This window comes from Pseudomonas sp. WAC2, assembly GCF_030403525.1.
Lineage (GTDB): Bacteria > Pseudomonadota > Gammaproteobacteria > Pseudomonadales > Pseudomonadaceae > Chryseomonas > Chryseomonas luteola.
The window spans coordinates 31,250-46,018 of the sequence record NZ_JAUEPD010000003.1; the positions used below are offsets into that span (position 1 = coordinate 31,250).

At 57.9% G+C, this 14,769-nt stretch carries 14 protein-coding genes; 8 read left to right on the forward strand and 6 right to left on the reverse strand.

What is annotated here, in order from left to right:
• Positions 1–10: 10 nt before the first annotated feature.
• Positions 11–1,138: a patatin-like phospholipase family protein gene (locus QWJ10_RS07320; protein WP_289925137.1), complete on the forward strand. Its 1,128-nt coding sequence runs from the start codon at positions 11–13 to the stop codon at positions 1,136–1,138.
• Positions 1,139–1,277: 139 nt separating this feature from the next.
• Positions 1,278–1,808, forward strand: a complete 531-nt coding sequence (gene phaR, locus QWJ10_RS07325) for a polyhydroxyalkanoate synthesis repressor PhaR (protein WP_289925139.1) — start codon at positions 1,278–1,280, stop codon at positions 1,806–1,808.
• Positions 1,809–1,841: 33 nt separating this feature from the next.
• On the opposite strand, the gene phaP is transcribed toward phaR, so the two are convergent.
• A complete protein-coding gene (gene phaP, locus QWJ10_RS07330) occupies positions 1,842–2,507 on the reverse strand; it encodes a TIGR01841 family phasin (RefSeq protein ID WP_289925142.1) in 666 nt (221 codons plus the stop codon).
• Positions 2,508–2,942: 435 nt separating this feature from the next.
• Between phaP and phbB the strand changes: the two genes are divergently transcribed.
• Positions 2,943–3,689 (forward strand): acetoacetyl-CoA reductase, encoded by a 747-nt coding sequence (phbB, locus tag QWJ10_RS07335; protein WP_289925144.1) that lies wholly within the window; start codon positions 2,943–2,945, stop codon positions 3,687–3,689.
• 129 nt (positions 3,690–3,818) lie between these two features.
• On the forward strand, positions 3,819–5,519 hold the full coding sequence (phaC, locus tag QWJ10_RS07340; protein ID WP_289925145.1) for a class I poly(R)-hydroxyalkanoic acid synthase: 1,701 nt from the start codon (positions 3,819–3,821) through the stop codon (positions 5,517–5,519).
• A 21-nt stretch (positions 5,520–5,540) separates the two neighbouring features.
• Here the strand turns inward: phaC and QWJ10_RS07345 are convergent, their stop codons facing one another.
• The 5 genes from QWJ10_RS07345 to QWJ10_RS07365 all read right to left on the reverse strand — a co-directional run bounded on the left by QWJ10_RS07345 (position 5,541) and on the right by QWJ10_RS07365 (position 11,281).
• Positions 5,541–6,002 carry a YaiI/YqxD family protein gene (locus QWJ10_RS07345; protein ID WP_289925148.1) on the reverse strand — a complete coding sequence of 154 codons (462 nt, stop codon included), beginning with the start codon at positions 6,000–6,002 and terminating at the stop codon, positions 5,541–5,543.
• Between the two features lie 9 nt (positions 6,003–6,011).
• Positions 6,012–7,925, reverse strand: coding sequence for an FTR1 family protein (locus QWJ10_RS07350; protein ID WP_289925150.1), 1,914 nt, complete (start codon positions 7,923–7,925; stop codon positions 6,012–6,014).
• A 213-nt stretch (positions 7,926–8,138) separates the two neighbouring features.
• On the reverse strand, positions 8,139–8,771 hold the full coding sequence (rhtB, locus tag QWJ10_RS07355; protein WP_197873022.1) for a homoserine/homoserine lactone efflux protein: 633 nt from the start codon (positions 8,769–8,771) through the stop codon (positions 8,139–8,141).
• 15 nt (positions 8,772–8,786) lie between these two features.
• A complete protein-coding gene (locus QWJ10_RS07360) occupies positions 8,787–9,371 on the reverse strand; it encodes a mechanosensitive ion channel family protein (RefSeq protein ID WP_233432108.1) in 585 nt (194 codons plus the stop codon).
• A complete protein-coding gene (locus QWJ10_RS07365; RefSeq protein WP_289925154.1) occupies positions 9,371–11,281 on the reverse strand; it encodes an ATP-binding cassette domain-containing protein in 1,911 nt (636 codons plus the stop codon). The genes QWJ10_RS07360 and QWJ10_RS07365 overlap by 1 nt, the downstream gene beginning before the upstream one ends.
• A gap of 162 nt (positions 11,282–11,443) precedes the next feature.
• Between QWJ10_RS07365 and QWJ10_RS07370 the strand changes: the two genes are divergently transcribed.
• The 4 genes from QWJ10_RS07370 (at position 11,444) to QWJ10_RS07385 (ending at position 14,715) form a co-directional block, all read left to right on the forward strand.
• Positions 11,444–11,908, forward strand: coding sequence for a TIGR02444 family protein (locus QWJ10_RS07370; protein WP_289925155.1), 465 nt, complete (start codon positions 11,444–11,446; stop codon positions 11,906–11,908).
• Positions 11,909–11,919: 11 nt separating this feature from the next.
• Complete coding sequence (locus QWJ10_RS07375) at positions 11,920–12,573, forward strand: FKBP-type peptidyl-prolyl cis-trans isomerase (protein ID WP_125888650.1); 654 nt, start codon at positions 11,920–11,922, stop codon at positions 12,571–12,573.
• A 161-nt stretch (positions 12,574–12,734) separates the two neighbouring features.
• Positions 12,735–14,228 (forward strand): aldehyde dehydrogenase, encoded by a 1,494-nt coding sequence (locus QWJ10_RS07380; protein ID WP_289925160.1) that lies wholly within the window; start codon positions 12,735–12,737, stop codon positions 14,226–14,228.
• A gap of 295 nt (positions 14,229–14,523) precedes the next feature.
• Positions 14,524–14,715 (forward strand): hypothetical protein, encoded by a 192-nt coding sequence (locus QWJ10_RS07385; protein ID WP_074821529.1) that lies wholly within the window; start codon positions 14,524–14,526, stop codon positions 14,713–14,715.
• Positions 14,716–14,769: the final 54 nt, after the last annotated feature.

Genomic DNA, 14,769 nt, shown 5'->3' on the forward strand with positions numbered 1-14,769 from the left:
GGAGATTGCCATGACCGAGCGGACTACGCTCATTCTCTCTGGGGGCAATGCGCTGGGCGCTTATGAGGCTGGCGCTTACGAGACCTTGGAGGCGCAGGGTTTACATCCTGATCAGATTACAGCTGTCTCTACCGGCGCTATTAATGCAGCCCTTATTGCCGGAAGCGCACCGGAAAAGCGGGTAGAGACACTACGCCGCTTCTGGTCAGCGGCCGCACAGGAGACGGCGGCCTGGACCTTCGTACCCCAGTATTGGCCCATAGCCTGGGATATCAAGCGAACCCGGGTCATGCAGTCCTCCTTGCTCGGCAGCCCGGGCATCTATCACCCCCATGCACCCGGCGCCTTGTCCATGTTGCCTGGAATGCCAATGGACACAAGTCTTTATGACTTAGCCCCCCTGCGTGAGAGTCTTAGAAAAGCCGTCGATTTCGGCAGGCTGAACAATGGAGAAATACGGCTGGTTATTGTGGCAGTGGACGTAGAGAACGGAGAGGAGGTGCGCTTTGATAGTACCAAGGCGCCCATCGAAATGGATCACTTGCTTGCCAGCTGCGGCTTTATTCCTTTTTTCCCACCCGTCACCGTGGACGAACGCCGGCTGGTTGATGGTGGAATGAGCTCCAACTTGCCATTGGAAGCCGCGCTGGAAGAACATAGTACGGATAACCACTTGTGTATTGCGCTGGATCTGTTTCGCCGACATAGCCAGGTTTTACAAACCGTCGGGCAATCTGTAGAACGACAGCTTGAACTACTGTTGTCTAACCAGACCACCAAGGCGCTCAAGCGCCTACGACAGGTCCATGAACTACGGCGCCAACTGCATCTGTTAGGTAACTGGCTCCCCGCAGAACGTCGGGAAGATCCGGCACTAGCACCGGCCTTGGCCGAAGGTGCAAAAATCGACAAAGCAACCACGCTGCTCCTGCTCAATCACACCCAAGTCTCGGAAGATGCCGAAATGAGAGCATTCGACTTTTCTCGACCTGTCCTGACCGAGCGCTGGGAAAGAGGCCGTACGGACATGGAGCAGGCCTTGCAAACCCTGGGCACTCAGCGCGCAGCGCCGGGAGAATTTGTGGTGCATGCCTTCAGTGGCGGTGAGCTTAAATACATTGATGGCAAAGAGTTTTGATACTCAGCAGGATGTTGGACAGGGCAGGCTCAAGTGAACAGTCTACTTCAGTTGATAAAACCTCGGCTGTCATGCGCTCGAGTTTAGCCAGGGATAGGATAAACTGGTGACGCCACCTAATGACAATGAGATGTCGTGCATGTCAGATAACAGCCGGACCAGTCCTCGCCTGATCAAGAAATACCCCAACCGGCGCCTGTACGACACGCATACTAGTACCCATGTCACCCTTGCTGACATTCGCCAGTTCGTCATTGATGACGTTCCATTTCAGGTCGTGGACGCCCGGTCGGGCGAAGACCTGACCCGCTCTATCCTGATGCAGATCATTCAAGAGGCCGAAAGCCAGGGGGAGCCCATTTTTTCAAGCGATATGCTCAAAAACATCATTCGCTTCTATGGTCCCTTCCAAGGCATGCTAGGCAGTTATCTGGACAAAAGCATTCAAACGGTAATCGATATTCAGGCTCAGGCAGGAGCGCAGTCGTCAGAGGCCTGGAGTGAGTTCCTGCATAAACAAATGCCGGTCATGCAGAACTTGATGACTCAGTATGTCGAGCACTCCAAAAGTCTCTACCTCAATACCCAGAACCTGTTTGGTCTGTTTAGTGGTGTGCCTACAAAAAAGCCAGGCGAAGGGCCTGAAAACAACAATGGCGACAAGGAATAACCCTGGCCGCCATCAGGTACCGCCTAAGCCAGATTACTTTGGTTTGACCGCCGAGCTAACCGCCTCAGCTGCCTTGGCTGCAGCATTTCGAGCAGCCTGCGCCGGACCCGAAGCAGCACTCTCACTGGCATTGGCAGTCTGTTCAGCCGTCTGGCTGGCATTTTGGGTAGTCTGGCCTGCCATTGAGGCGGCAGACGCCATGGTTTGCTGGGTCATATCCATGGCCTGCTTCATGGCCATCTGAGCGCTTTTGTAAAAGCTACTGGCGTTGTCCATAGTTGATCTGAGTACCGCCATAGCAGGGCCAGCGCCAGCCGGTGCATTCTTGGCGACTTGATCCATCATGTCCTGAACATGCTGTGTCCCAACCTCACCCTGGCGCTCAGCAAACTGGGCCATATCTGCCTGGGCGCTGGACATCAGTTCATAAACCTGTCGATTGAATGCCAGCAGACGTTCGGCCTGGGCTGCCGACTGGCTTGTGAAGGACGCCTGATACTCGGTAAACGATTGAGGATCGCGGACGGAAAGTAGCTTGTTGAACTGATTGAACTGCTCTTCGCTAAGCGTACGCAGTGCATTAAGCTGCAGCTGACTGAGCCGCTCTACGTTCTCAAACATTTTGCTACTGATCTGCTGCAACGCATCGAGATTAGCCTGCTGAGCGCTGTGCATTTTTTCTGAATCGAAAACAGACATGGATAGGATCTCCTGATAATGGGAGGACCGACATGGCCTCGCACGCGACTTCATCAAACTGACGCGCCCAACAATTGTTGCACTGCAAAAAAATCACTGCAACATTTTGCGATGCAAAACACCCAGACGCGCCACTTTGCCGACGTATGGATAATTTGACTAATTTTTAGCGCACACGTGCAAATAATGAGGTGTGTAAAAACTTACCGTCTCGAAAAGCCCTTTTTGCAGAGCAAAAACTCTTCTATTTCAAGGATTTCTCAGAGTCATGACGTGCTATTTCGTTGATCTGATGGTCAGTAAGAAAACACGTAGGCTCAAGCAGTGCCTCATACGAATCATAGGCGCCCGAAAAACGTTTCTTTGCGTGCGAGGGCCCGTATTCTCTGGTGCGCCTCCAAATGAATTCGCTTAGCTCTCTGGTTGGACATGCTCATGGCAAACAATAATCGTATTGCATTGGTCACCGGTGGCATGGGTGGCATCGGCACTGCTATCAGCCAACGCCTCTATAAAGATGGCTTTACAGTGATCGTAGGGTGCAGACCTCAATCAAGCCGTAAACCTGACTGGCTCCGTCAGCAACGTGAAGCGGGGTACGATTTTCACTCTATCGACTGTGATATTGCCGATTGGGAAAGCACCCGGCAGGCGTTTGCCCACGTACGAGAAGGCATTGGCCCTATTGATGTTCTGGTCAATAACGCCGGCATCACGCGGGATGCCAGTTTTCGCAAGCTGACCCCGGAAAACTGGAATGCGGTTATCAACACCAACCTCAACAGCCTGTTCAATACGACGAAACAGGTCATCGAAGACATGTTGGCCAAAGGTTGGGGGCGGATCATTAATATTTCGTCCGTCAACGGGCAGCGTGGCCAGTTCGGCCAGACCAACTATTCGGCCGCGAAGGCAGGCATTCATGGCTTCACGATGGCGTTGGCACGTGAAGTCAGCGGCAAAGGGGTGACCGTCAATACGGTGTCGCCCGGCTATGTCAAAAGCAGTATGACAGACGTGATACGCCCCGAGATTCTCGAGCAAATCATTGGTGGCGTCCCGGTAGGGCGTCTGGGACAGCCTGAAGAGATTGCTTCTCTTGTAGCCTGGCTGGCGTCTGAAGAGTCCGCCTATTCCACCGGTGCAGACTTCTCGGTAAATGGCGGTATGAATATGCAGTAAGGCGCTTAGCGCATTGCGCCTGCTTGCTCCAGTCGACAGACTTAATGTTATCAATAACCTCGTAAGTATTTGCAGGCGCCTTTCGGAAACGACTCGTGCAGGCCTTAACCTTCAACGTGCGGACAGTCTATGGATAACCAGCACTCCTTTACCGGTTACTGGTCAGGGCAAGCACCGTTTATTGCCAGTGTTGCACTTCAACAGCTGCGCCTGTGGGCAGGCAGCAACCCCTGGTTTTCAGGGCATGACCAGAGCGAGTGGTTTAACGTGCCGACTCAGCGTCTGGAGCAATTGCAGGCCGACTATCAGCAGGAGTGGAGTTCGCTTGGGCTACGCTTGATGATGCTACAGCCGTTCAGTTTTGAAGACCGCCGCTTTGCCAGCGGCAATTGGAGCGATCCACTGTTTGGCTCGTTAGCAGCGTTTTATTTGCTTAACTCCCGTTTCCTGCTGCAACTGGTTGAAAGCCTGCCCATTGACTCAGAGAAGCCCCGGCGCCGAATAGGCTATCTGGTAGAGCAGGCCATTGCTGCCAGCGCACCCAGCAACTTTCTTGCAAGTAACCCTGATGCGCTGCGACTGGCTGTCGAGACCCAGGGCGCTAGCCTCTTCACCGGCATGCTGCATTTGATCAGCGACATGCAGGAAGGCAAGCTGCGGCAGAGTGAGAAAGATGCCTTCCAGGTTGGTATCGACCTGGCCTGCACACCTGGCGAGGTCGTCTTCGAGACGCCGCTGTTCCAACTGATCCAGTATCACCCACGCGCCGAAAGCCAGTATGAGCGCCCTTTCCTGATTGTCCCGCCGGTAATCAACAAGTACTACATTCTGGACTTGAGACCGGAAAACTCTGTAGTCAGGCATCTACTGGAGCAGGGCCACCCGGTCTTTATGGTGTCCTGGCGTAATTTTGGACCCGATCAGGCTGATACGACCTGGGAGCAACTGATTCAGGAAGGCGTCATCGGTGCTCTGCGCGTCACCCGGGCGATTAGCGGCCAACGCCAGCTCAACTGCATGGGTTTTTGTATCGGCGGCACCCTGTTAAGCGTAGCCCTGTCGGTTCTGGCAGCCCGAGGCGATAAGGACATTGCCAGCCTGACGCTTTTAACCACGCTGCTCGACTACTCGGAAACCGGTTTGTTGAGCGTTTTTATTGATGAGGAGATGGTCAGTCATCAGGAGCAGACCATTGGCGGACAGGGCGGTATGGTCGGTCTGCGCCGCGGGGAGGACATGGGGAATACGTTTTCTCTGCTACGCCCCAATGAGCTGTGGTGGAACTACAACGTTGATAAATATCTGAAAGGCCAGAAGCCAACCTCTCTGGATTTTTTATACTGGAACAACGACTGCACCAATCTGCCCGGCCCGATGTACTGCTGGTATCTGCGGCATACCTATCTGCAAAACGACCTGAAAAACGGCACGCTTGAGTGTTGCGGCGTCAGGCTGGATCTACGTGCTATTGAGGCACCGGTCTACATTGTGGCTACCCAGGGTGACCATATCGTGCCCTGGCATAGCGTGTATGCCGGTACACGTTTACTCAATGGCCCTTGCCGGTTTGTCCTGGGAGGCTCGGGGCATATTGCCGGCATCATTAATCCACCTGCCAGCAATAAGCGCCAATACTGGACGCAGGAGTCACTGCCTGAGGACCCTGATGCCTGGCTCGCCTCAGCCGAAAAGCATCCGGGCAGCTGGTGGAGCGATTGGTTTGCCTGGCTAAAGCCTCATGCAGGCACTTCTCGCCCCGCTGCGTATCAGGTGGGCAGTGCAGAGTACCCTCCACTAGAGCCAGCCCCAGGTCGTTATGTGATGAAATGACCAAAACTCAAGGGCGAAGACCTACGCCTTAGGCGGGCGGGTCAACCGGGTAAGCAGGCGGTCGAGCGAATTGGCAAAGGCCTGCTTTTCCTTTTCTCCATAGGGCGGCTGACCGCCGCCCATCTGGCCTTGATCGCGCAGGTCCGTCATCAGGTTACGCACCGCCAGACGCTCGCCCATGTTACGGGTATCGAACTCCTTGCCGCGCGGGTCGAGCGCATCCACGCCCTTTTTCACCAACCGATCCGCCAGCGGCACGTCGCTGCAGATGACCAGATCACCCGGTTGGGCCTGCTCGACCAAGTGGTCGTCTGCCGCATCCATCCCGCTTTCCACAATGATCAACCGCACGCAGGCATACGGCGGTTTGATCTGTGGCTGGCCCGCCACCATGATCACGTTGAGCTTGCGCTTCAGGGCAAACTTGAAGACCAGCTCTTTGGCAGCCCGCGGACAGGCATCCGCGTCGATCCAGATATGCATGTAAACCTCTTACGCGTTTCCGACAGAGCCGCCTGACACCTCACCACGGCGTTCGGCATAGCGGCTGCGGGCATAGAGTAGCGCAATGGCCACGATTGCGATGCCCTGGGCGGTCAAGGTGTAGGCATCGGCGTGGATACCCAGCCAGTCGAAATCAAAGAACGGTACCGGACGGGTGCCGATCACACCTGCTTCCTGCAGCGCTGCCACGCCATGCCCGGCGAAAATCACCGACAACAGACACAACAGGACGGCATTGGCGCTGAAGAACAGGCCCAGCGGCAGACGCATGGAGCCTCGCAGGATGACCCAGGCAAGCCCTACCAGCAGAACAACCGCGGTAATCGCACCACCTAGTACCGCCGCATGACCTGCCGGGCCGGCCTGTAGCCACAGGGTCTCGTAGAACAGGATCACTTCGAATAGCTCGCGATAGACCGAGAAGAATGCCAGCATGGCAAAGCCGAAACGACCACCGCCACCCACGAGGCTGTTCTTGATGTAGTCCTGCCAGGCGGCGGCGTTGCGGCGATCATGCATCCAGACACCGACCCAGAGCAGCACCACACTGGCGAACAGACCGGTAATGCCCTCCATCAATTCCCGCTGCGCACCACTGATATTGAGCGCATACGCCGCCACCGCCCAGGTAGCGACACCAGCCAGCATGGCCAGGCCCCAGCCGATGTTCACGCTACGGATGGCGGACTGCTGGCCGGTCTTGCGCAGGAAGGCCAGCACAGCGGCCAATACCAGAATGGCTTCCAGACCTTCACGGACAAGAATCAGAAGGCTGGCGAAAAAGCTCAGCGAGGTAGACATGCCACCACCGCTCAACAGGTCGCTGGCCGCTGCCAGTTTCGTCTTGGCCGTTTCCAGGCGAGCCTGGGCTTCTTCCACGGCAAGGCCATCCTGTAAGGACTGCCGATAAGCCATGAGCGCCTTTTCGGTGTCCTTGCGCAGGGTCGCGTCCAGGTTATCCAGGGCGCTTTCCACCAGTTCGAATCCTTCCAGATAGGCTGCCACAGACAGGTCGTAAGCCTGGTCATGTTCGCCTTCGCGGTAGACCGCCAGGCTTTTATCCAGGGTTGCCCGGGTGTAATCAATCAGCTGGGCAGGGCCGCGTTGCTGCACAGGCGGTTTGGCACGCTGGGCACGGAACGCGGCCGCAGCCTCATCTCCTTGTGCGGCGGTCACTTCGGCAGGTGTGCGGCCCGCCAGCTGCGCCAGATCGAACGAGGCCGCACCCGCTTTCGTCGGATCGGCACTAAAGCTTGCAATATAAGACGCCACATCCCAGCGCTGACGCTCATCGAGTTGATTGGCAAAGGAAGGCATGTCCGTGCCGTCGATGCCCCACGTGACAGTGTTGTAAATATCGTAGAGGCTCAGATGATCCATTCGCGCCGGATCGCGCAGATCGCCGGGAGGGGGTTCTAGACCGATGCCGGCCGGGCCATCGCCCGCCCCGGTATTACCATGACAGACCCCGCACTGTTGGGCGTAGAGCGGTGCGCCACGGGTTGGGTCTGGGGTAATAGCTGGCGCCTGCGCCACGTGGTACAGCTGAGCCAATCGAGCGGCTAGCGCCCTCGCTTCCTGTCCGACCGCATCGCCGTCGGCCTTCTGCGTGATGGCCTCGCGCAGGTGGATGACGCCCTGCTCCAACTCGGTCCGTTCAGGACGCGCCGGCAGACCTTCGATCAGGGTTTGCAAGGTATGCAGGAGATCCAGCTGATCGCGGTATTCCGCTTCCTTGATAACGGCGCCCTTACTCACCGTGGCGGGATAATCCGCGCCAAGGTAGCCCAGGATATGCAAGGCGTGGGCGGCCTCATCCTCGGGCCCAGCCTGCACGGCCGGACTGAGTGAAGCAAGCATGGGCAACAACAGTACAGCAAACAGCTGGTACAGCTTAAACATGAACGGATTCCAAACAAGAATGGATGGCATTAGCCATAGTGTTCTACTTGTAATGCTTTGTTACAAGCCTGCCGAGTCACTGTTTTCAGGTTTTCGTCGGGAGACGGGATTGGCGCAAGGGCGCGCAACGAGATATCAACAGGCGAGAGCGCTCAGCCAAACCGCTCTGGCAAGCGGATCAGCTGGCATGAAAGGATTAGCGGTGTAGCAGACTCAGCTGACAGCTTGCCGAACCGTGGCCAGCAGCCCGGCAGCGCCCATGAATAATCCAGAGAAGACGCGGTTGGTGAGCCGCTGCTGACGTGGCGTGCGCAATACGCGCAGCGCCTTGGCGGCAAGACCGGTATACCCGGCCATAACGATCAGGTCGACCGTGACCATGGTAGCGCCAATGATCAGGTACTGAGCCAGCAACGGCTGACTGGGATTGATGAACTGAGGCAATACCGCCAGCATGAACACAACGGCCTTGGGATTGCTGGCATTCACCAGGAAGCCGCGAAAGACCAGCGAAGAGGCGCTGGCGGTAGCGCCGGGTTTGGGTGCATTGGAAAAGTCCATGGGCGCGGCTTTCCACTGCCGGATGGCGAGGTAGACCAGGTACAGCACGCCGAACCATTTGATCACCGCGAACGCCAATTGCGAGGTTGCGAGCAGAGCCCCTACCCCGGCTGCCACGATCGCAATCTGCAGAGCAAGCCCCAACTGCAAGCCAATAGCGTTCCAGTAACCATGCCAGAAACCATGACGCAACCCCGCCGACATGGAAGCAATGGCGCCTGCGCCAGGGGAAAGACTGATCACCCAGCAAGCTAGCAGAAAGGCCAGCCATGTATGCAGCGCCATAGGGAACTCCTTTTATCAGCGATCCAGGAAGGTGAAGGGTACGTCTGTACCACGCCAGCGGCGAACAGCCTTCTGGAAAAACAGCGAATTGGGAATCTGCAACAGCGCAGCTTCCTCACTGTTAACGCCTTCGGTCATGTCTTCCAGCGTGGTATACAGCATGTTGATCGCCACGACACGTCCTTTCACGCCGGGCTTGTCCGCCGCATCGATGATCTCGACCCGATCGCCCAGCCGGAACGGCCCTACCGTAAAGATGAGCAGCGCGCAGAACAGGTTGGACAGGACGCTCCAGATGGCAAAGAACGCAACTGCAGCCACCGCGATAAAGCCGGAAAGTGCCGCCCAGAGAACCGAGCCGGACACACCGAAGCGTTCTAGAACCATGAGCAGTGCACTGCCCATGATCAGCCAGCGCAGCAAGCCCCGCATGACCAGTACGAACTGCGGCGGCAAGTGATAACGCTCGCCGATGCGGGTAATGGCCCGTGCGATGAAGCGTTGCAGGATATACCCGGCAAGCAGGATAGCCAGGACCTGCACGCCCAGAATGACGCCGCGCTCCCAACCTGCCGGAATAAGAGAATGAAGTTCTTCGATCACGAGGCGTTCTCCAGTTCCAGCTGCAGGCTTTCCAGCCGCTCGAGGGCTTCCAGCCAGCCTTCTTCCAGTTCACTCTCGCGTGATTTCAGTTGTGCCTGTTCCGCCAAGGCCACTCGAAGCTCCTCTTTACGTGATGCTTCATACAGACCACCGTCGCTCAGACGTGTTTCGAGTGCGGCCAGCTTTTCCTGGACCTTGCCCAGCTCCTTTTCGAGCTTGTCTGCCTCGCGCTTGAGCGGGGCGAGCTGCTGGCGCAGCGCAGCCGCCGCCTGGCGCTGGGCACGCTTGTCGACCTTGTCGGCATTGGCATCCGGGGCAGACACAGGTTGCTGGCGGGCGCGAAACTCCACGAGCCAACGGGCATAATCGTCCAGATCGCCGTCAAAGGCCTGTACGCGACCATCGGCGACCAAGAGAAACTCATCCGTCGTGCTCTTGAGCAGATGACGGTCGTGGGAGACCACCAGCACCGCGCCGGAAAACTCTTGTAGGGCCATGGTCAGCGCCAGGCGCATATCAAGGTCCAGGTGGTTGGTCGGTTCGTCGAGTAACAGAAGGTTGGGCTTTTGCCAGGCGATCAATGCCAGGGCCAGACGCGCTTTTTCACCACCGGAAAAATTCAGGACAGCCTCATCGCAGCGATTGCCACGGAAGTCGAATCCTCCGAGGAAATCCCGTAGCGTCTGCTCACGCTCACCCGGCGCGATACGCTGCAGGTGCAACAGCGGGCTGGCCTTGGGGTCAAGCGAGTCCAGCTGATGCTGGGCAAAGTAGCCGATGGCCAGATTCTCACCGCAGGTCAGGCGGCCGCCCAGCGGTTGCAGTTCGCCAGCCAGGGTCTTGATCAGGGTGGACTTACCCGCCCCGTTCGGCCCCAGCAGGCCGATACGGGCACCGGGCGCCAGCTGCAGCTTGACCGGGTGCAGAATGGTCTTGTCGCCATAGCCGAGACGGCCTTCGCTCAGGTCCAGCAGCGGATTGGACAGCTTGTCGGACTCACGAAAACTGAAATCGAACGGCGAATCCACATGGGCAGGCGCCAGTTCTTCCAGCCGCTCCAGGGCCTTGATCCGGCTCTGGGCCTGGCGTGCCTTGGTGGCCTGTGCCTTGAAGCGCGCAATGAATTTTTCCATGTGCGCGCGCTGCGCCTGCTGCTTCTCGTACGCTTGCTGCTGTTGGGCCAGCCGCTCGACGCGGGTACGCTCGAAGGCAGAGTAACCGCCGCGGTAAAGCGTCAGCTTTTGCTGTTCGAGGTGAACGATCTGATCGACCACGGCATCGAGGAAGTCGCGGTCGTGGGAGATCAGCAGCAACGTACCGGGATAGCCCTTGAGCCAGTCTTCCAGCCAGAGGATGGCGTCGAGATCAAGGTGGTTGGTGGGTTCATCAAGCAGCAGCAGGTCGGAAGGACACATCAGTGCCTGTGCAAGGTTCAGACGCATCCGCCAGCCGCCTGAGAAGTCGCCTACACGACGCTCCATCTGCTCCGGCATGAAACCAAGCCCAGCCAGCAGTTTGCGGGCCCGGGCGTCCGCAGTATACCCATCGGCTGCTTCCAGCTCGGCATGCAGGCGCGCCAGGGCATTGCCGTCGTGCGCGGCTTCTGCCGCTACCAGCCCGGTCTGAATATCACGCAGGTGAACATCCCCATCCAGGACATAGTCGACCGCCAGCCGATCGAGGGTATCGACTTCCTGGCGCATGTGGGCAATTCGCCAGGCCGCCGGTAGCTGGCAATCACCGGCATCCGGCACGAGCTGCCCCCGCAGCAGGGCGAAGAGACTGGACTTGCCCGCTCCGTTGGCACCCACAAGACCGGCCTTCTGGCCTGGGTGCAGCGTCAGTTCGGCACCTTCCAGCAAACGCTGTGGGCCACGTTGTAAGGTAAGGTTATGTATTCGAATCATGGCGGCGAGTGTAGAGCCTATTGACCTGGTGAGGCGAGCCGGACAGCACCGGTGCCTTTGGAAACTGGCGAGTAAAGGCGGTTTCGCGCCCGCTGGCAAGCACTCTTCGCTGGCCGTCATGCCCATCGTCAACAGGACCGCCTTGCCTACAGGACTCTTATCATGGAAAAAATGCTCTGGCCCTATGCACTTGCGCTGTATGCCAGACCCGATGTCACCCAGGCCTGCCTGACATTACAGAGCGCCGGCGCAGATGTCTGCCTGCTGCTGACCGGCGCTTGGCTGGGCAACCGAGGCGTGGCACCAATGATTGAGCGCCAGCGGCTATTGGAGATCATGGCGGCCCCCTGGCGGGCAACTGTTGTGGAGCCCCTGCGCGTGCTACGCACTTACTGGAAGCCAGCCGCGCAAACCGATACTGCACTCGCCGCGCTGCGTGAACGCTTGAAACAATTGGAGCTGGACGCCGAGCACGAACTGCTTACACGACTGGAGCAGGCCAGTGTAGGCTGGCCCCTTACTTCCCAGCCTGACCCGGCTGGCTGGCTGACCGCACTGGCTGGCCCGGCGGGTACGGCTGAACCTGGCGCTCTGGATACGCTTATCCAGGCTGCTCTTCATGCATGAGGATGTTGTAGATGTTACGCCTTTCGCTGTTAAGCCTGTGCCTGCTCCTTCCTCTGGCGGCGCACGCCGAGGACAAGGTCAAGGACGAGCTGGCCTATAGCCTGGGGACCGAAATCGGCAACCGCTTGAAAAGCGAGCTGCCGGATTTGCAAATCGACGACCTGATCAAGGGCCTGAACCAGTCCTACAAGGGCGAGCCGCTGGCAATGGATCAGAAAAAGATCGATGAGCTGGTGGCCCAACATGAGGAAGCGATCGACCAGCAGGAGGAATCCAGCAATGTGGAAGCCGCCAGGCAGGCGGAAACCCGCTTTCTGGTCAATGAGAAGACCCGTTATGGTGTGAAGGAATTGCCAGGCGGCGTGCTGGTAACCGTTATCCGCCAGGGCACCGGGCCGCAACCCAAAGCCGATGGCCAGGTGCAGGTCCGCTATATCGGTAAACTGCCTGATGGCAGCACTTTCGATGAACAGCAAACTCCTCAATGGTTCAAGCTGTCCAGCGTCATTCCCGGCTGGCGCACAGCCCTGACCCAGATGCCGGTTGGCTCGCAATGGCGCATCGTGGTGCCCTCGTCACAGGCCTATGGCGATGAAGGTGCCGGAGATCTGATCCCGCCTTATTCGCCGCTGGTCTTCGAGGTCACGCTGGAGGCCACCCGCTAGGATCGAAAAGTGTTCAATAATTTGAACATATCAGCCTTGTAACAAAGGCTTTGTTAAATATTGCTAACACCTCTGGGCTGGTTTAGGGTGGCTGACAGCTTTGCGGATGCGCCAGGCTTCACGGCCACCGCCTCTTCTACCTTGTTTGAGAGGAAACCAGCATGAGCACGCCAACCCGCGCCGAATGGGAACAGCGCTTCCAGAGCCTGGCCATTGAAGGCCGCGCCTTCATCCAGGGCGAATACTGTGATGCCGCCTCCGGTGAGACCTTTGACTGCATCAGCCCCGTCGACGGCCGCTTTCTGGCCAAGGTAGCAAGCTGTGATGTTGCCGACGCCGACCGGGCAGTTGCCAGCGCCCGTGCCACGTTCGAATCCGGCGTCTGGTCGCGCATGGCGCCCGTCAAGCGAAAAGCGATCATCATCCGTTTCGCCGATCTGCTCGAGCAGCACGCTGCAGAGCTTGGCCTTCTGGAAACGCTGGATATGGGCAAGCCCATCAGCGACTCCTATCACATCGATATTCCACTCTCCGCCCGCGCACTGCGCTGGAATGGCGAGGCCATCGACAAGATCTACGATGAAGTCGCAGCCACTGCCCACGACGAGCTGGGCCTCGTCACGCGTGAGCCGGTGGGTGTCGTTGCCGCTATCGTGCCGTGGAATTTCCCGCTGATGATGGCCTGCTGGAAGCTCGGCCCGGCCCTGGCGACCGGTAACTCGGTCGTGCTCAAGCCTTCCGAGAAGTCCCCGCTGACCGCTATCCGTATTGCCCAGCTGGCCATCGAGGCCGGCATTCCGGCGGGCGTACTCAACGTGCTGCCAGGCTATGGTCATACCGTAGGAAAGGCGCTGGGCCTGCACATGGACGTGGACACCCTTGTGTTTACCGGATCGACCCGCACCGCCAAGCAGCTGATGGTCTACGCGGGCGAATCCAACATAAAGCGCGTTTGGCTGGAAGCGGGCGGCAAGAGCCCGAACATTGTGTTTGCCGATGCACCAGACCTGGAGGAAGCCGCCAAGGCAGCAGCCAGTGGCATCGCCTTCAACCAGGGCGAAGTCTGTACAGCCGGATCACGCCTGCTGGTCGAGCGCTCGATCAAGGATCAGTTCTTGCCGTTGGTGATCGATGCGTTGAAAACCTGGAAACCAGGCCACCCGCTGGACCCGGAAACCAATGTCGGCGCCCTGGTGGATACGCAGCAGCTCAATACCGTGCTTGGCTACATCGAAGCCGGTCACGCTGACGGTGCTCAGCTGGTAGCTGGGGGCAAGCGCACCCTGGAGGAAACCGGTGGTGTGTATGTGGAGCCGACCATTTTTGATGGCGTTTCCAATGCCATGAAGATTGCTCAGGAAGAAATCTTCGGACCGGTACTGTCTGTCATTACCTTTGACACGGCTGAGGAAGCGATCAAGATCGCCAACGACACCCAGTACGGATTGGCCGCGGCGGTCTGGACGCGTGACATCTCCAAGGCGCATCTGACAGCCAAGGCGCTACGGGCCGGCAGCGTATGGGTCAACCAATATGATGGTGGTGACATGACAGCTCCCTTCGGTGGCTTCAAGCAGTCGGGCAATGGGCGGGACAAGTCGCTGCATGCCTTTGACAAGTACACCGAGATCAAGGCGACCTGGATCAAGCTATAAGCCGATCGACCTTTTCTGCGCTGCGCTTATCATTGCCCTGCCGCAATTGAGCGTAGCGCAGTACCCTTACCAGCCCAGCCCCAGCGCTCCTATAAGGGGGTAGTTTTGCGTCATCGTTGCTGCTGTCGCGTACCTGTTCAGGGTGGAACCTATGGCGAAGCGAATTAATAAGGCCTGATTTGCTTTGCCGATCACGCTTCTGACTAACGGTGTGAGCAAATCCCTCTCTAGCCTGTCTCTAGCGACAGCGCGTACTATGCGCGCCGGTCAATCCCTTAACGAGCAGGACATGCGTATGAGAGAGTACACTTTGGGTCAGCCTGCCATGCAAGGGGTGGGCTATCAGCAAGCCGATCGTTCTGTCAGCCAGTCGATCCAGGCCGCTATCAATGTACAGCGCAACCGCGTGACCAGTCAGGTCCAGCGGATCAACGATCAGTTGTGGGAAGTTTGGCCCGATGGCCGTCGTAAACTGCTGAATCGCTGAAGCAATGGATGTAAGAAAGCCGTGCCGGTTTGACCGCGCACGGCTTTTTTGTAC